Origin of the sequence: Streptomyces sp. NPDC102451, from assembly GCF_044765485.1 — a bacterium.
Taxonomy (GTDB): Bacteria; Actinomycetota; Actinomycetes; order Streptomycetales; family Streptomycetaceae; genus Streptomyces.
In genome coordinates this window covers 247,362-264,705 of sequence record NZ_JBIWKD010000006.1, presented here as the reverse complement: position 1 = coordinate 264,705, position 17,344 = coordinate 247,362, and the positions used below count along the sequence as shown (strand labels likewise).

General features: G+C 72.2%; 14 protein-coding genes. 7 read left to right on the top strand and 7 right to left on the bottom strand.

Translation table 11 applies throughout. The annotated features are described in order from the left end of the window. Positions 1-73 precede the first annotated feature (73 nt). The 3 genes from ACIRD8_RS16755 to ACIRD8_RS16745 all read left to right on the top strand — a co-directional run bounded on the left by ACIRD8_RS16755 (position 74) and on the right by ACIRD8_RS16745 (position 4,333). Positions 74-349: a hypothetical protein gene (locus tag ACIRD8_RS16755; RefSeq protein ID WP_403991331.1), complete on the top strand. Its 276-nt coding sequence runs from the start codon at positions 74-76 to the stop codon at positions 347-349. A 71-nt stretch (positions 350-420) separates the two neighbouring features. After that, positions 421-3,027: a PQQ-binding-like beta-propeller repeat protein gene (locus ACIRD8_RS16750; RefSeq protein WP_403991328.1), complete on the top strand. Its 2,607-nt coding sequence runs from the start codon at positions 421-423 to the stop codon at positions 3,025-3,027. A gap of 151 nt (positions 3,028-3,178) precedes the next feature. Then, positions 3,179-4,333: an NlpC/P60 family protein gene (locus tag ACIRD8_RS16745; protein WP_403991325.1), complete on the top strand. Its 1,155-nt coding sequence runs from the start codon at positions 3,179-3,181 to the stop codon at positions 4,331-4,333. Positions 4,334-4,393: 60 nt separating this feature from the next. Here the strand turns inward: ACIRD8_RS16745 and ACIRD8_RS16740 are convergent, their stop codons facing one another. From ACIRD8_RS16740 to ACIRD8_RS16720, 5 genes are read right to left on the bottom strand one after another with little or no spacing between them, the layout of a single operon-like run. Then, positions 4,394-5,635, bottom strand: coding sequence for a styrene monooxygenase/indole monooxygenase family protein (locus tag ACIRD8_RS16740; RefSeq protein ID WP_403991322.1), 1,242 nt, complete (start codon positions 5,633-5,635; stop codon positions 4,394-4,396). Between the two features lie 50 nt (positions 5,636-5,685). Beyond that, positions 5,686-6,345 (bottom strand): GTP-binding protein, encoded by a 660-nt coding sequence (locus ACIRD8_RS16735; protein ID WP_403991319.1) that lies wholly within the window; start codon positions 6,343-6,345, stop codon positions 5,686-5,688. Beyond that, complete coding sequence (locus ACIRD8_RS16730) at positions 6,326-6,739, bottom strand: DUF742 domain-containing protein (RefSeq protein ID WP_103513691.1); 414 nt, start codon at positions 6,737-6,739, stop codon at positions 6,326-6,328. Before ACIRD8_RS16730 ends, ACIRD8_RS16735 begins: the two co-directional genes overlap by 20 nt. After that, positions 6,736-7,215 (bottom strand): roadblock/LC7 domain-containing protein, encoded by a 480-nt coding sequence (locus ACIRD8_RS16725; RefSeq protein ID WP_403991316.1) that lies wholly within the window; start codon positions 7,213-7,215, stop codon positions 6,736-6,738. The genes ACIRD8_RS16730 and ACIRD8_RS16725 overlap by 4 nt, the downstream gene beginning before the upstream one ends. Beyond that, positions 7,212-10,085, bottom strand: coding sequence for a nitrate- and nitrite sensing domain-containing protein (locus ACIRD8_RS16720; protein WP_403991313.1), 2,874 nt, complete (start codon positions 10,083-10,085; stop codon positions 7,212-7,214). Before ACIRD8_RS16720 ends, ACIRD8_RS16725 begins: the two co-directional genes overlap by 4 nt. A gap of 370 nt (positions 10,086-10,455) precedes the next feature. On the opposite strand from ACIRD8_RS16720, the gene ACIRD8_RS16715 reads away from it, so the two are divergent. Continuing rightward, positions 10,456-11,241 (top strand): protein phosphatase 2C domain-containing protein, encoded by a 786-nt coding sequence (locus ACIRD8_RS16715; RefSeq protein ID WP_403991310.1) that lies wholly within the window; start codon positions 10,456-10,458, stop codon positions 11,239-11,241. Between the two features lie 48 nt (positions 11,242-11,289). Here the strand turns inward: ACIRD8_RS16715 and ACIRD8_RS16710 are convergent, their stop codons facing one another. Then, entirely contained in the window at positions 11,290-11,787 is a 498-nt protein-coding gene (locus ACIRD8_RS16710; RefSeq protein ID WP_403991307.1) for a MarR family winged helix-turn-helix transcriptional regulator, read from the bottom strand. A gap of 234 nt (positions 11,788-12,021) precedes the next feature. Between ACIRD8_RS16710 and ACIRD8_RS16705 the strand changes: the two genes are divergently transcribed. Together ACIRD8_RS16705 and ACIRD8_RS16700 are read left to right on the top strand one after the other, a co-directional pair. Further along, positions 12,022-12,858 carry a lysozyme gene (locus ACIRD8_RS16705; protein WP_403991304.1) on the top strand — a complete coding sequence of 279 codons (837 nt, stop codon included), beginning with the start codon at positions 12,022-12,024 and terminating at the stop codon, positions 12,856-12,858. Positions 12,859-13,037: 179 nt separating this feature from the next. After that, the gene (locus ACIRD8_RS16700) at positions 13,038-13,790 is read left to right on the top strand and encodes a polysaccharide deacetylase family protein (RefSeq protein WP_403991846.1); all 753 of its coding nucleotides are present in this window, start codon (positions 13,038-13,040) and stop codon (positions 13,788-13,790) included. Positions 13,791-13,888: 98 nt separating this feature from the next. Here the strand turns inward: ACIRD8_RS16700 and lon are convergent, their stop codons facing one another. Further along, entirely contained in the window at positions 13,889-16,318 is a 2,430-nt protein-coding gene (lon, locus tag ACIRD8_RS16695) for an endopeptidase La (RefSeq protein ID WP_403991301.1), read from the bottom strand. A 332-nt stretch (positions 16,319-16,650) separates the two neighbouring features. Between lon and ACIRD8_RS16690 the strand changes: the two genes are divergently transcribed. Further along, entirely contained in the window at positions 16,651-17,334 is a 684-nt protein-coding gene (locus ACIRD8_RS16690; protein WP_403991298.1) for a spermidine synthase, read from the top strand. Positions 17,335-17,344 lie beyond the last annotated feature (10 nt).

Below are 17,344 nucleotides of genomic sequence, written 5' to 3'. Positions count from 1 at the left end.
CCGGGGCCGTACGTACTGGCCGCACCCTACGGGCCGGGGAGCCGCTCCCGGCCCCCTGGGTCAGACTGGCACCGTGAAAAGCGAGAACACGCCCTTCCGCGGCGGCCCCCTGGACGGCCGGGTGCTGCCCGTCCTGCTCGGACCGACCGGCCACCCGCCCAAGTGGTACGAGGTCCCGGTGCCGGACGCCGACGGCGGCCCCGCCACCGTGTACGCCTACCGGCGCGCCCCGGCGGGCCATTCGAAGCGCCTCGGGCTGCAGCGCGGCTGGGTGTACGAGTACGCCCCCGAAGGCCGTGAGCGTTTCGCTCCCAAGTGGCCCTGGACCAGGCCCCGCAGCGGGTCCTGAGCCGTATCCGGGCCCCCGCCCGTAAGATCGGCGGTCAGGTGCCGAGGGCACGGTCACAAGGGGGGTGCGCCATGGAGGCGCTGCGTCAGGACGATCCACGCCACTTCGGCCCGTACACCGCGCTGGCCCGCTTCCGCGCGAGCGCGAGCGCCGTGCACTTCCTGGCCCGGGGCGCGGACGGCGACGATCTCGCCGTGGTGACGGCCGCCCGGCCCGACCTCGCCTCCGTACCCGCCTTCCGGCGCCGCTTCCGGGCCGAGGCCCGTACCGCCGAGCGGCTGGCGGGCGGCTGGGTGCAGCCGCCGCTCGCCTCGCCGGACGACGACGGCCTGTGGACCGCCGCGGCCTACGTTCCTGCGGTGACGCTCGCCGAGGCGATCGGCCTCGCCGGTCCGCTGCCCGAGCGTGCCGTGCGGATACTGGGCGCGGGTCTGGCCGAGACGCTCTCCCGGGTGCACGCCGCCGGGGCCGTGCTCCAGGGGCTGGCGCCCGAGACGGTGCTGCTGGCCGAGGACGGCCCCCGGCTGACCGCGTTCGGGCCGCTGGGGGCGGCGGCCTCCGCCGAGGCACGGGAGGGCGGGCAGCTGTCCGTACGGCTGGGCTATCTCACCCCCGAGCAGGTCGAGGGCGAGGAAGTGGGCCCGGCGTCCGACCTGTTCGTCCTGGGCCTGCTGCTGGCGTATGCCGCGACCGGGACGACCCCGCTCGCCGAGGGGCCCGCGGAGGAGGCGGCGGAGCGGATCGCGCACGGGTCCGCCGAACTCGGCGCCGTACCCGACGAGTTGCGCGCGCTGATCGCCCGCTGCCTGGCGAAGGACCCGGACGACCGGCCCGGGGCGGGTTCGGTCGCCGCGGAACTGGCGCTGGAGGGCGCGGCGGGCCTCGCCAAGGGCGGCTGGCTCCCCGGTCCCCTGTCGGCCGCCGTGACGGACCAGGCGGCGCGGGTACGGGCGCTGGAGGCGCCGGTGGACCCGGTGGCCCCGGTGGCCCCGGTGGCCCCGGTCCAGGACGCGGTGCCCGCGGACCAGGTGCCCACGGACGCAGCGCAGGAGAGCGGCGACACCACCGGCACCGGCGACATCGGCGAGGACAGCCGGACCACGCGCTTCCTGGGGGCCGGGGCGCGCGCACCGCGGTCCGACCGGGCCACGACCCAGCTCACCGTCCCCCAGGAGGCGGCCGGGCCCGTGCCCCCGCACTCCCCGGCACCCGCACCGGCGCCCGCCCAGCCCTACCCGTACGCCTACCCTGCCGCCGCCCCGCAGGCCGCGTCCGCCGCATCCGCCCCGTTCCACCGGGCCCTGCCCGCCGCCCTGCCGCCCGCCGCACCGGCCACCGCGCCGCGCGCCGCGTCCGCCCCGGCGACCAGCCGGCGGGCGCTGCTCACCACCGTCGCCGCCGGGGCTGCCGGGCTGGTCCTGGGCGGAACCGCCGTCGCCGTCATCGGGTCCGACGAGGCCGCCTCAGCCACGAACGACAAGCCCGCCGCCGAGCCCCGCCCCGCCGTCCCCGGACGGGCACCCGAGCCCCGGTGGATGTACACCCACCCGGCCGCCGCACCGGCCCCGCTCACCGCGGACGTCTGGCAGGACGAGCTGCTGGTGCTGACGGACACGGCCGGGGCGACCGCCGTCGATCTGCGGACCGGACGGAAGATCTGGGAGCGCGCCGACGCCGCGGGCGCCCAGGCGGTCCTGACGGCCGGGGACGGGCTCTGCTTCCTCGCGAGCCCGACCGAGTTCCTCTGGCTGTCGCCGAAGAACGGGCGGATCGAGCACCGGGTGCGCTTCGTGGACCAGTTCACCGGCGTACCGAACATGAAGGTGGGTCCGCTCACCGGTCTGTCCGGCACGGTTCTCTGGTTCACCGGCTCCCACACCGTCACCGAGAAGGCGCCGAAGCCGAAGAAGGGCAAGAAGCCCGGCAAGGACAAGCAGGTCGTCAAGGCGTACTTCTTCGCGTACGACGTGGTGCGGCGCAAGGAGCTCTGGCGCGTCGCCGTCCCCGCGGGCCGGGCGCCCGGCACCCCGGCCTACCGGCTGACCGCCGTCAGGGACGCCGACCTCGTCGTACGCCAGGACGCCGGCACGCTCACCCCCGCCGACGCCGCGGCGGGCAAGGGCAAGGCGTCCTTCCGCTGCTTCGAACGCACCACGGGGAAGCTGCTGTGGAACCGGCAGTTCGGCACGGTCGCACCCGAGGGCGCGGCGGCCGGCGACGAGGAGGGGCAGCTGTACGGCGCGGTGGGCGACGACCTCCAGGCCTTCGAGACCGGCACCGGAAAGCCGGTCTGGACACTGAACGGCACCGACTCGTCCGTCTTCGGCACCCCCCTCCCGGCAGGGACGCTGCTCCACACCACCAACCGCAACCAGGAGGTCGGCGCGGTCGAGCGGGCGACCGGGAAGCTGCTCTGGCGGCGGTCCACCGAGGTTCCGCTCGGCGGCGGCGCCCCCGCGCTCACGCTGAGCGGCGGCGGGAAGACGCTGCTCGCCGCGGACGCCTCGCAGGTGACGGCGTTCGCCGCGGCGGACGGGCGCCGGCTGTGGAAGTTCCAGGACATCGGGGCCCAGGACCCGAAGGGTGCCACCGTCAGTGCGTCCTACCGGGTGCTGGCCACCGGGAAGACCGCCGTCGTCCAGCGGGAACGGGCCTTCTACGCGTTCCCCGTGGAGTGACGTCCGGGCGTCCACCGTTCGGGGCATCCCCCGGACGGCACGCCGGGCGGTCCTTGCATCACCCGACACCGAGTGACCGGATGGACGAAATCCGAGCACTTGTGGGGTAGTCCGATTAATCGGCCTCGCCCCTGTCACCGGAGGTGATGTCGTGTCACGCGGGTTCGCGCGCACCCTCTGCACCGCGGCTCTGGCCGCGGTCGTCGCCGCCTCCCCCGCCGTCGCCGAGCCGTCGGGGCCCGGACCGGCTCCCGCACCGGCCGCCGGGGCGCCGGGGAGCGTCGCCGGGCTCCTGAAGCAGCTGCAGACGCTCTACCGGCAGGCCGAGGAGGCCGGCGAGCTCTACAACGGCACCGAGGTGGAGCTGAAGAAGCGGACCGCCGAGGCCGCAAAAGTGCGCGCCGAGCTGGCCAGGGCCCAGACCGCGCTGACCGTCGGGCGCCGGGACGCCGGACGGCTGGCGCGTGACCAGTACCAGGGGCGCACCGACTTCTCCGTGTACATGCAGCTGCTGCTGGCCGAGGACCCGTCCCGCGCCCTGGAGCAGAGCCATGTCATCGAGCGCGCCCAGGCGGGCCGCTCCGCCGTGGTGGACCGGCTGACCGGCGCGGAGAAGCACGCCGAGGCCCTGGAGGCCAAATCCCGGGAGGCGCAGGAGCGGCAGCAGGTGCTGACGGCCCGGCAGAAGACGCAGCGCGACACCGTGCGGTCCCGGCTGAAGGGCATCGAGGCGATGCTGGCCTCGCTGTCGGCCGAGCAGCTGGCCGCGCTGTCGGAGCTGGAGGAGAAGAACATCGGCGCGGCCCAGGACGCCCTGACCGCGTCGGGGTCGCTCAGCTCCGTACGCCCGCCGTCCGAGGAGGGCGGGGAGGCCGTCCGCTACGCCGTCGAGCAGATCGGCAAGCCCTATGTGTGGGGCGCGGAGGGGCCGGAGTCGTACGACTGCTCGGGGCTCACCTCGCAGGCCTGGTCCGCCGCCGGCCGGGACATCCCGCGCACCTCGCAGGAACAGTGGCGCCAGTTGCCGAAGGTGCCGCTCGGCTCGCTGCGCCCCGGCGATCTGGTGGTCTACTTCCCGAAGGCGACGCATGTGGCGCTCTACATCGGCAACGGCCTCGTGGTGCAGGCTCCCAGGCCCGGCGCCACGGTGAAGGTCTCGCCGCTGGCCTCGAACCCGCTGCTGGGAGCCGTACGCCCCGACCCGGACGGGGCACCGCTCAGCGCGTACACCCTGCCGGAACTGCCCGAGGGCGCCACCTCGGGGTCGGACACCGGGTACGACGCCCAGGGCACCCCGGACGACTGAGAACCGGGCCGGCACGCCCTCGTGACGGACGTGGCGGCCCGGTCCCCGTGCGCGCGGGTGTCAGCCCTGCGCGCCCGTCAGCGAGCCCAGGTACGCGTTCGTCTTCTCCGGCTCGAAGAAGAAGTTGTCGAAGTCCGCCGGGTTGTTGAACCCGTTGGCGAACCGGTCGGCGGCGGGCTGGAGCTGACCGGCCGCGCCGATCAGGTTCAGCACGTGCTCCGGGGGCGGCCCCAGCATCGCGTTCGTCCACTTCACGACGTGCTGGGTGTTCTCCCAGTGCCGCTCGAACGTGGCCTCCATCCACTCCTCGTCGAACGGCCGGTCGCCGTGCTCCAGGATCGAGTGGAGGTAGGAGTGCGCACACTTGGACGCGGTGTTGGAGCCCTGGCCGGTGATCGGGTCGTTGGCGACGACCACGTCGCCCACGCCGAGGACCAGGCCACCGCCGGGCAGCCGCCCGACGGGCTTGCGCACGGTCGGGGCGTAACGGCCCGCCAGCGTGGCGTTGGCGTCGGTCAGCTCGACCTTGGTGGCGCGTGCGTACTCCCACGGGGTGAACCGCTCCATGAGCTCCAGGGTCTTGGCCAGGTGCTCCGAGGGGTCCTTTATGCCCTGGAACGCGTCGAGCGGGCCGCCGGGGATGCCCTCCCAGAAGAGGATGTCCGCGCGGCCCGACGTCGTCAGGGTCGGCATGATGAAGAGCTCGCCGACGCCCGGGACCAGGTTGCACCGCACCGCGTCGAACTCCGGGTGCTCCGGGCGCGGGCCCAGACCGTGGACGTACGCGACGGCCAGGGCGCGCTGCGGGGCGTCGTACGGCGAACGGGAGGCGTCCCGGCCGAACATGGAGACGAGCTCGCCCTTGCCGGCCGAGACCATCACCAGGTCGTACGTACGGGAGAAGTAGTCCAGGTCCGAGACCGCGGCACCGTGGATGACGAGCTGCCCGCCGCGCTGGGCGAACGTCTCCATCCAGCCGGCCATCTTGACGCGCTGGTCGACGGACTGGGCGATGCCGTCCAGCTTGCCGACCCAGTCGATGACCCGGGAGGAGTCCGGCCCGGCGACCGAGACGCCGAGGCCCTCGATCCGCGGGGCCTGCGACTCCCAGAAGTTCAGCTGGAGGTCACGCTCGTGCTGGAGAGCGGTGTGGAACATGCACTGCGTCGACATGACCCGGCCGGACCGGATCTCGTCCGCGGTGCGGTTGGACATCAGGGTGACTTCGTACCCGTTGGACTGCAGTCCGAGGGCCAGCTGGAGACCGGACTGGCCGGCTCCGACTATGAGTATCTTCCGCATCGCGGTTCTCCGTTACGTGTACTGGGTGCGTGTGCCGTCATGAGGGGGTGTCATTCGGGGGCGACGTCGAGCGCGTGACCCACCAGGGCGAGCAGCGACTCGACGACGGTGATCCTCTTACGCGCATCCATGATCACAACAGGTACGTGCGGAGCTATCGTCAGGGCCTCCCTGACATCGTCCTCCTCGTAACCGGTCGTTCCCTCGAAGTGGTTGACGGCCACGATGTAGGGAAGGCCACAGCTCTCGAAGTAGTCGAGCGCCGCGAAGCAGTCGGCGAGGCGCCGTGTGTCGGCCAGGACGACCGCGCCGATCGCGCCGCGCACCAGGTCGTCCCACATGAACCAGAAGCGCTGCTGACCGGGTGTGCCGAAGACGTACAGGACGAGGTCGTCGTCCAGGGTGAGACGGCCGAAGTCCATCGCCACGGTCGTGGTGACCTTGTCGGGCGTGGCCGTGAGGTCGTCGGTCTCCTCACTGGCCTGCGTCATCAGCGCTTCGGTCTGCAGCGGGGTTATCTCGGAGACCGAGCCGACGAAGGTCGTCTTGCCCACGCCGAATCCGCCCGCGACCACGATCTTGGTGGCGATCGGCGCGCGGGTGTGGTCGAGCTGCCAGGTCTGTACCGTCTCGTCGGGCCGGTCCTGCTGGTCCTGCGGCCCCCGCTGACGCGGAGTGAAGAGCGGCGCCTCAGAGACGGCGGAGTCCATTGAGCACCCTTTCGAGCAGCGCGCGGTCGGGCTGGCCGGTGCCGTGACCGGTTCCGTAGACGCGGATCTTTCCTTGGTCGGCCAAGTCGCTGAGCAGCACCCGGACCACCCCGAGCGGCATCTTCAGCAGGGCCGAGATCTCCGCGACCGTACGCATACGGCGGCAGAGCTCGACGATGGCGTGGAGCTCCGGCATGACGCGCGAGGCGAGGTTGCCGTTGGTGAGCTCGCGGCGCTCCTCGGGGGCGTCCAGCGCGGCGACGAACGTCTCGACGAGCAGGACGTGGCCGAAGCGGGTGCGGCCGCCCGTGAGGGAGTACGGACGGACCCGTGCGGCCTTGCGGTCGGCGCCCCTGACGGGGAGTTTTCGTACGGGTTCAGCAGCTGACGTCACTGGGCGCTCTCCATCGATTTGCGCAGCTCACTGCGGAGTTCGGGGGTGAGTACGTGTCCGGCACGGCCGACGAAGAGCGCCATGTGGTAGGCGACGACGCTCATGTCGCAGTCGGGGGTGGCGTGCACACCGAGCAGGGAGCCGTCACTGATCGACATGACGAAGACGCTGCCCTCGTCCATCGCGACCATCGTCTGCTTGACGCCGCCGCCGTCCATCAGCTTGGCGGCACCGATCGTGAGGGACCCGATGCCGGAGACGATGGTGGCGAGGTCGGCGCTGGAACCCCTGGGGCCCGTCTGCCGTCCCGCCTTCCTGGCCGTCGCGAGACCGGGGTCCGAGGAGAGCAGCATCAGTCCGTCGGACGAGACGACGGTGACCGAGTGGACCCCTGGCACCTCCTCCACGAGATTGCTCAGCAACCAGTGAAGGTTCCGGGCCTCGGTGCTCAGCCCGAATGTGCTGGGCGCAGTCAACTGCGTGCCTCCTCGACTGTGTCCCCCGTCTCATCGATTCGACCGTCGGTACGGTCCTGGTCGGTCTGTGGCCCCGTCTCGGCGATCTCCGCCTCGACATCGCGGCGGCCGTCCTTCGCACCCTGGTGGAACCCGCCGAGCCGACGGCGCAGGGCCTCCTTGTCGAGGCTGCCCTTGCGCTCGGTGGCGGGGGCCGACGGCGGCGGCGCGATCTTCGGGGTGCGCTTGGGCAGCCCCTTGTCCGTGAGGCGTTCCGGCAGCGGCGCCGGGTCGGGCACCTCCTCACCGAGTCCGGTCAGCGGCTGCCGGGGGCCCGGAAGGGCGTCGGCGGCCGGAGCGGCGGCGGGCGCGGGAGCCGGGGCCGGGCTCGTGTCGGCGGCGCGCTCGTGGCGGTCGGGCCCGATGGCGTACGGGCTCGGCGCGTCCTGCTGCGCGGGCAGCCGGACCTGCATCGTGGTCTCGGACTCCGACTCGGGCCCGGGTCCGGGCTCGGGCTCGGGCTCGGGCTCGGGCTCGACGACGGGCGCGGACGCAGCAGGTGCGGGCGCAGCGGGCGCGGCCTCGGGCTCCGCCACGGGCGCGGTGGGCTCCGGTGCCGCGGGCTGCGGGGACGCCGCCTCCAGGGTCCGCTCGGCGGCCGCGATCAGCGGGTCCTCGGCGGGGAGGGACGAACGGGGCGGCAGCGCGTTGGAGTTGGCCTCGGCGACCGACCCCGGGAGGTTCAGCGTGGGCGCGTCCCCGGGCAGCGGCACGGGCGGCGGGGACGCCGCGGGGGGCGCCTTGGGCAGCAGCGCCTGCGGAAGGACGACGACCGCGGTCACCCCGCTCCCCTTCTGTTCGCGCAGCTGCACCCGCACACCGTGGCGGGCCGCCAGCAACGAGGTCACCTGAAGACCAAGACCGGCCCCGTCCGCGGCCTGTTCGCCCGCTTCGAAGGACGCCGGGTCGGCCAGCCTGGCATTGAGTTCGCTCATCCGGACCGCCGACATGCCGATGCCCTCGTCCTGCACGGAGAGCATCACCTCCCCGGTCTCCAGCAGCCAGCCGGAGAGCTCGACATGGGAGTCGGGCGGCGAGAAGGAGGTCGCGTTCTCCAGGAGTTCGGCGACGAGGTGGCTCAGGTCGTCGGCGGCGAAGCCCGCGACCTGGGCGTGCGGGGGCAGGGACTGGATGGTGACCCGCTCGTACCGCTCGATCTCACTGACCGCGGCGCGCAGTACGTCGACGAGCGCGATCGGGCCCGCGTGCCCCTGGTTGTGGTCGGTTCCGGCGAGGACCAGCATGTTCTCGCTGTGGCGCCGCATGACGGTGGCCATGTGGTCCAGCTTGAACAGGGTCGCGAGACGCTCCGGGTCCTGCTCGCGCTCCTCCAGGCCCTCGATGACACCGAGCTGGCGCTCGACGAGACCGAGCGTGCGCAGCGACAGGTTGACGAAGGTGTGGTGGACGGTGTTCCGCAGCCGTTCGAGCTGGCCGGTGAGCTCCGCCACCGTGACCTGGAGTTCGGCGCGCTGGAGCGTGAGGGCCTCCCGGCCGGCGATGAGCTCGCCCCGCTCGGTCTGCAGGCCTTCCAGCCGGCCGGTGACATCGTGGTGCAGTCCGTGCAGCTTGCCGTGCAGGGCGTTGATGGACCGTACGACCTGGGCGAACTCGTCGTTGCGCCCGGTGTAGCGGACCGGTTCGGCGGTCTCGGGATCGGCAGCGATACGGCCGGCCCCGATCCGCAGGACGGCGAGCGGCTGGGTGAGGGTGCGGGCGACGGCGGTGGAGACGCCGACGGCGATCAGCAGACAGCCCCCGAGCAGGGCGAGGCGGAGTTCCAGCGCGGTGACGTCGTCGTCGCGCAGCCCCTCAAGACGCTTGACCTGCGCGGTTCCCAGCGCGGACTCGACCCCGCGCATGCGGTCGATGCGGGCGGAGAGCGCCGCCTCGACCTTCTTCGGGTTGGCCGCCCGGTCGGAGTCGGACAGCTCGGGACGGTCGGTGAAGCGGGTGAGGTACTTCTCCGCGCTCGTGACCTCGGGGCCGGTGACCGTGGAGGAGAGCCGGTCCCGGGCGGACGGTCCGGCCGCCTGGTCGAAGTCCGCGAGGGAGGCGAGTTCGCGCACCCGCGCCTGCTGGGCGGCGGCGCTCAGTTCGTCGCGGTCGCGGTCGTTCTCGCTGTCGCCCTCGGCCTGGTTCTGCACGGGCAGCCCGGTGAACGGGTCGATCTGCTGCTGCTGCGGCTTCGTGCCGGGCACCGCGAGTGCGGCCAGGATCAGCCCCCTGGTGGCGGAGGCCTGCTCCACCGCGCCGCCGAGGGCGAGCGGGGCGCGGGTGGCGTCGGCGGCACGCGGCGGGGTCTTCTGCGCGAGCTCGTCGGCGATGCCGTGGAGCTTGGCGATGACCTCGGAGTACGCCTGGTACGCCTCCATCGCCGAGCCCTTGCCGGTGAGGGCGGTCCTGCGGAGCGAGGGGATGGCGGCGAGGTCACGGCGCAGCGCCGCAGGGGCGGCCTCCCGGATCTCGTCGACCTGCTGGTCGACCCGGGCCGCGGGGCTCGTGGTGCCGGGCGTGCCGTCCTCGTCCTCACGGCCGGCCGCGATGTGGGCGGTCACCTCGTCGCGCTCGTCCGCGAGGGAGTGCGCGAGAGTGATCGCCTGCTGGTTCAGCTCGGCGAGCGTGACCAGCTGCTGGGACTCGTTGAGGTCCGAGGACGCGCCGAGGGCCGCCGGGGCGCCCGCGGCGATGACCGTGATCCCCACGACGGCAACGCCGGCGACGAGCCGGCTGCGTACCCGCACGGTCCGCTTGGAGGCACCCGCTGCCTGAGGCATCGCCCCGGGCTCCTCGCGCGTGCTGTCCTTGCTCCGAGGCCGCTTCTTCTGCACCGGTGCTCGCAATCTTGACTCGTCCGCCCTTGAAGCAGAGGTGACGCACGGTCACGTGAATGGGGCGCCCCGCCCTGGTGTGCGCCGTACGGCTTCTGACCATTCCAGCGCTTTTGAGAGGGGGCCGTGCATCAACCGCTCCGCCACTCGAACGAGTGAACCGCACTCCGGAGTTGGCGAACAAGTCTCTCCACAGGCGCCGCGGACCATGCACGGACCGCCGGGTGGAACTTCGGGCCAGGCTTTGGCAGTATGCCCGCCCGCATATGCACGGAGCCCTGAATTCCGCCCTCGGCGACCATCTGACCTGCTGGTACGGCCCAACCGCCGATCGTGCAGGGTACGTGAAGGCATCGTGCAGACTGGCCGGATGCGCATCGAACTCGCCACCGGACCGGGCAGCCCCGAACGCCCCAACGAGGACTGGGCGTCGGCCGTCGCCCCCGCGGCAGGCCAGGGCGGTGTCCTCGTTCTGCTCGACGGCGTCACGCCGCCGCCGGGCAGCGACGGCTGCGTGCACTCGGTCCCGTGGTTCACGGCGCGGCTCGGAGGCGCGCTGGCCGAACTGTCCGCTTCGCGGCGGGATCTGACACTGACCGAGATCCTCTCGGCGTCCATCCGGCGCACCGCCGACACGCACCGTTCCCTGTGTGACCTTTCTCACCCGCGTACGCCTCAGGCGACCGTGGTCCTCGCGCGTTGGGACGACGAGCGGGTCGAGCACCTGGTGCTCTCCGACTCGGCCCTGCTCGTCGAGGCGCCCGACGGCACGGTCCGGCCGCTGCTCGACGACCGGCTCGACCGGCTGCCACCCGGCTCGCTCGCCTCGGAGGAGATCGCGGACGCACGCGTACGGAACAAGGAGGGCGGCTTCTTCACGGCGGCGGCGGACCCCCTGGTGGCGTCCCGTGCGGTGACCGGCGAGACCCCGCGGTCCGAGGTCCGGGCGCTGGCGGCGCTGACCGACGGGGCGAGCCGCTGGACGGAGAAGTTCCGCCAGGGCGACTGGACGGCCACCCTGGACGTGCTGCGCAAGGAGGGGCCGCAGGGGCTGATCGACCGGGTGCGGGAGCTGGAGCGGGCCGACACCGACCGGGTGTACCTGCGCCGGGGGAAGACGCATGACGACGCGACAGCGGTCCTGGTGGAGCTGTAGCGGCCCCGGCCGGCCGGGCCTGCCCCCGTGGTCCCGCAGCCGGACGCCTCAGTCCGCGGCGCGCTCGTTGAAGTGGTGCAGCAGCCGGGCCAGTTCCGCGACCTCGGCCCGGTCCCAGTCCTGGAGCTTGCGGGCGTAACGGCCGCGGCGGGCGTCACGGACGCTGCGGAAGCGCGCGAGGCCCTCGTCGGTGAGATGGACGAGCGAGGCGCGGCCGTCCGCCGGGTCGGTCTCCCGCGCCACCAGGCCGAGGCCCTCAAGAGCCCGCAGCTGGCGGCTCATCGTCGCCTTGCCCACCCCGAAGTAGGCGGCGAGGTCGGTGGCGCGCTGCCGCCCGGCCGACTCCAGCCGCACGAGGAGCCCGTAGGCCGCCGCTTCCAGATCCGGATGTACCTCGCGGGCCATTTCACCGGAATTGGCCCGCGCCCGGCGCAGAAAGACCGACAACTCCCGCTCCAGAGCGAGGAACTCATGGTCCACACCACTTCCGGCCTTCGTACCGGGTTCATCGCCGCTTCCGCTGCCGTGCACGTCAGCACCCCTCATACGCTTTCCCGCCGATGAAAGTTTCTTTCAGCCCCGGCCATCGCCGCAGCTGGACCAGTATTTCGCAGGAGTAGACCTCCGGCAGCGGCCAGGCCCCCTTCCGGAGCACGGGTCTACGTGCGTAGCGTCATGGGTGCCGTGGGTGGCATGTCCACACCATGACGCGCACCGCAGGAGCGTCCCGCACCCGCTCCTGGGCCATGAGCTCCCCCACCGAGCCCTCGGAGGCACGCAATGCCCGTGCACAGATCCGGAACCGCAGCACCCTCCCGCCGACGCCGCCTCTTCGCGGCGGGCACGCTCCTCGCCGCCCTCACCCTGCTGCTCACGCTGCCCGGCGCGGCGTCCGCGGACACCGTCCCCGAACGGGGGACGGCGAGGATGGGCCAGGGCGTGATCGCCCACGACGGCCAGGGAGGCACCCCCCCGACCGGGACGAGGGCCGTACAGACCGAAGGCGTGGACGTCGCCAGCCACCAGGGCAACGTGGCCTGGTCGACGCTGTGGAGCAGCGGCGTGAAGTGGGCCTACGTCAAGGCCACCGAAGGCACGTACTACAAGAACACGTACTTCACGCAGCAGTACACCGGCTCCTACAACGTCGGGATGATCCGGGGCACGTACCACTTCGCCACCCCGGACACGACGAGCGGTGCGGCCCAGGCGAACTACTTCGTGGACAACGGCGGCGGCTGGTCGAAGGACGGCAGGACGCTGCCCGGCGTGCTGGACATCGAGTGGAACCCGTACGGCGCCCAGTGCTACGGCAAGACCCAGGCCGCCATGGTCGCCTGGATCCGCGACTTCGTGAACACCTACAAGGCGCGCACCGGGCGTGACGCGGTGATCTACACCGCCACCAGCTGGTGGAAGGACTGCACGGGCAACAACGCGGGCTTCGGCACCACCAACCCGCTCTGGGTGGCCCGCTACAACACCACGGTCGGCGAACTCCCGGCCGGCTGGGGCGTCTACACGATCTGGCAGTACACCTCGTCGGGCCCGACGGTCGGCGACCACAACCACTTCAACGGCGCGCTCGACCGCGTGGTGGCACTCGCGAACGGCTGATCCCTCCGCTCCTCCAGCACTGGGCCCCGGTGACACGCTCCAGGTCACCGGGGCCCGGTGCTGCCCCATCCCCCGCTATGCACTCCGCGTATACACACTATGTATAGTCCCTGGCGTGCCGCACCACCGCCGTGCGGCCGAGCCATGGGGAGTGCGCTGTGTCTGTTGTGCCCGGAAAGATGTCTCCGTCGCGTACGGGGTTGGCCGCCGCCCTTGTGACGGTGCTCACCCTGACGCTCGGCGGATGCGCGATGCAGACCACGGCTCCGGGATCAGCCCGCGCCGACGCCGCCCCCGACGCCAAGGGGTCGTTCGGTTCCGTGGACTGCCGGAAGGCCAAGTGCATCGCCCTGACGTTCGACGCCGGGCCCGGGGAGAACACCCCGCGTCTCCTGGACATCCTCAAGGAGAAGAAGGTGCCGGCCACGTTCTTCCTGCTGGGCAAGAACCATGTCCTCAAGCACCCGGACACCGTGCGGCGCATCGCGGCCGAGGGTCACGAGGTCGCCAACCACACCTGGTCGCACGAGATCCTGACGGACAGGAAGCCCGCCGAGATACGCGCCGAGCTGGAGAAGACCCAGGACGCGATAGCGGAGATCACCGGTAGGAAGCCGCGGCTGATGCGTCCGCCGCAGGGCCGCACCGACGACACGGTCTCCGAGGTCAGCAAGGAGCTGGGCCTCTCCCAGATCCTGTGGAGCACGACCGCCAAGGACTACTCGACGAACGACTCCACGCTGATCAGGAGACGGACCCTCGAACAGGCGGACAAGGACGGGATCATCCTGCTGCACGACATCTACAAGGGCACGGTGCCCGCGGTGCCGGGCATCATCGACGCGCTGCAGCGGGCCGGCTACACCTTTGTGACGGTCCCCCAGCTGATGGCCCCCGCGGAGCCCGAGCCCGGCAAGATCTACCGCCCCTGAGCGGTGACGGCACGCGGAACGGCCCGCCTTCCGGGGGGGGAAGACGGGCCGTCCGTACCGGCCGTCGGCGTGATGCCACGCCCGTCACAGCATGGCGCCTACGCGGCGGCCGGGATCCTGTTCTCCACCCTGGCCGAGGCCGGGGCGAGCGCGATCTCCAGCACCTGCCGGACATCGGTCACCGGGTGGACGTCCAGCTTCTCCAGCACCTCGGCCGGGACGTCGTCCAGGTCGGCCTCGTTGCGCTGGGGGATCACCACGGTGGTGATGCCCGCGCGGTGGGCCGCCAGCAGTTTCTGCTTGAGGCCGCCGATCGGCAGCACCCGTCCGGTCAGCGACACCTCACCGGTCATCGCCACGTCCGTACGGACGAGCCGTCCGGAGAGGAGCGAGGCCAGCGCCGTCGTCAGGGTGATACCTGCGCTCGGGCCGTCCTTGGGGACCGCGCCCGCCGGGAAGTGGATGTGCACGCCCCGGTCCTTGAGGTCGGCGACCGGCAGCTCCAGCTCCGCGCCGTGCGACCGCAGGAAGCTGAGGGCGATCTGCGCGGACTCCTTCATCACGTCGCCGAGCTGACCGGTCAGGGTCAGTCCGGACGCCCCGGTCTCCGGGTCGGCCAGCGAGGCCTCGACGAACAGCACGTCGCCGCCCGCCCCGGTCACCGCGAGCCCGGTGGCCACCCCCGGCACCGCGGTGCGACGCCCGGCCGGGTCCTGGGCGGACTCGGGCACGTGGTGCGGCCGGCCGATCAGGCCCCTGAGGTCCTCGTCGGTCACCGTGAACGGCAGCTCCCGGTCGCCCAGTTCGTGCTGGGCCGCGACCTTGCGGAGCAGTCTGGCGACGGCCCGCTCCAGATTCCGTACGCCCGCTTCCCGGGTGTACTCGCCGGCCAGCTTGCGCAGCGCCGAATCGTCGAGCCCGACCTCGTCCTTCTGCAGACCGGCCCGCTCCAGCTGGCGCGGGAGCAGGTGGTCCCGGGCGATGACGACCTTCTCGTCCTCGGTGTAGCCGTCGAGCGTGACCAGCTCCATGCGGTCGAGCAGGGCTTCCGGGATGGCGTCGAGGACGTTGGCCGTGGCCAGGAACACCACGTCGCTGAGGTCGAGTTCGACCTCCAGGTAGTGGTCGCGGAAAGTGTGGTTCTGCGCCGGGTCGAGCACTTCGAGCAGGGCGGCCGCCGGGTCGCCCCGGAAGTCCGAACCGACCTTGTCGATCTCGTCGAGCAGGACGACCGGGTTCATCGAGCCGGCCTCCTTGATCGCCCTTACGATGCGGCCGGGGAGCGCGCCGACGTACGTACGCCGGTGGCCCCGGATCTCCGCCTCGTCCCGGACACCGCCGAGCGCGACCCGGACGAACTTGCGGCCCATGGCGTGCGCGACGCTCTCGCCGAGCGAGGTCTTCCCGACGCCGGGCGGGCCCACCAGCGCCAGCACGGCGCCGCCGCGCCGGCCGCCGACCACACCGAGGCCCCGGTCGGCACGCCGCTTGCGTACGGCGAGGTATTCGGTGATGCGTTCCTTCACGTCCTGGAGCCCGGCGTGCTCGGCGTCCAGGATCTCCTGGGCGCCCTTGATGTCGTAGGCGTCCTCGGTCCGCTCGGTCCAGGGGAGTTCGAGGACGGTGTCCAGCCAGGTCCGGATCCAGGAGCCCTCGGGGCTCTGGTCGGAGGCGCGCTCCAGCTTCTCGACCTCCTTGAGCGCCGCCTCGCGGACGTGCTCGGGCAGGTCGGCGGCCTCGACGCGGGCCCGGTAGTCGTCGGACTCGTCTGCGCCGGAGCCGGATTCACCGTTGAGCTCGGACAGCTCCTTGCGCACGGCCTCCATCTGCCGCCGCAGCAGGAATTCGCGCTGCTGCTTGTCGACGCCCTCCTGGACGTCCTTGGCGATGGACTCGGCCACGTCCTGTTCGGCGAGGTGCTCGCCGAGCCACTGGATGGCCAGCTTCAGCCGGGCGACCGGGTCCACGGTCTCCAGCAGCTGGACCTTCTGGGCGGTGGTGAGGAAGGGCGAGTACCCGGAGTTGTCGGCGAGCGCGGAGATGTCCTCGATCTGCTGGACCCGGTCCACGACCTGCCAGGCACCGCGCTTCTTCAGCCAGCTGGTGGCGAGCGCCTTGTACTCCTTGGCGAGCTCGGCGGCGGAACCGGGCACGGGATCCGGAACGGATACGTCGATCCGGGTGCCCTCGACCCACAGCGTGCTCCCGGGCCCGCTGGTCCCGGCACCGATCCGCACCCGGTCACGGGCCCGGATCAGGGCGCCCGGGTCCCCGTCCGACAGGCGTCCGACCTGTTCGACCGTGCCCAGGACACCGGTCCCGGTGTAGTTCCCGTCGATGCGCGGCACGAGCAGCACCTCGGGCTTGCCGCCCCCGGGCCGCGCGACTGCCTGGGCGGCCTCCACGGCGGCGCGCACCTCGGTGTCGGACAGGTCCAGCGGCACCACCATGCCGGGCAGGACGACCTCGTCGTCGAGCGGCAGCACGGGCAGGTCGATCGGTGTGAACGCCTGGGACTCGTTAGTCATGATCTCCCCTTCGGCAGGCAAGTTGAGCTATGTGGACTCAATGCTTGTGAGCTCATGAATGTTCCCCCGGCGGTGTTCGCTCTCAGCGATCACCCACATCACCCGACATGCCCTGCGGGGATCGGGGCCCGCACGGACAGCCCGCGACGCCCCGCTCCTACGGCAGCACCCTTCGGGGCACAGCCATTCCCCGGGCCGGAGTCCGACCCGGGACGGCCTCGCACCCCCGGAGGGTGAGACCGGGGAAATCCACTGGTCCACGGGCCCGGCGCCAAGGAGGATGGGCAGCCGCACGAGCGACCGCCGCCTGCCGGAGACCGGAGACCGCGCCCATGCCCGCCACAGACGCCCGCCGCCCCGTCGTCCTCGACCGTCGCGAAGGCCCCTTCGGTGAAGTCGTCCTGCGCGAGCACGGCGACGGCTTCGAGATCATCGCCAACGGCTGCTTCCTGATGGACACCTCCGACGGGCGCTCCGAGCGGCTGCTGATCGACGCGGCGCTCGCCTCGCTGCCCGCCGGCCGTCCGGACCCGTCGGTGCTGATCGGCGGGCTCGGCGTCGGCTTCTCCCTGGTGCGGGCGGCCGGCGAACCGCGCTGGGGCCGGATCGCGGTCGTCGAGCGGGAACTGGCCATCGTGGACTGGCACCTGGACGGACCGCTCAGCCGGATCTCGGGGGACGCCCTCGCCGACCCCCGGACCGAGATCCTCCGCACGGACCTCGTCGACCATCTCCGTACGACCACGGAGCGTTACGACGCGCTGTGCCTGGACATCGACAACGGCCCCGACTGGACCGTCACCCAGGACAACGGAAACCTCTACTCACCCGCCGGTCTCGCGGCCTGCCGGGCGCGCCTGACGCCCGGCGGAGTCCTCGCCGTGTGGTCCGCGCAGCCGTCCGAAGCGTTCGGCGACGCTTTGCGGAATGCCGGATTCCACGCAGTAACGACCGAAGAAGTAGCGGTTGCCCGAGGTGTGCCGGACGTGGTCCATCTCGCACTCAGGGACGACTGAACCCCCACGG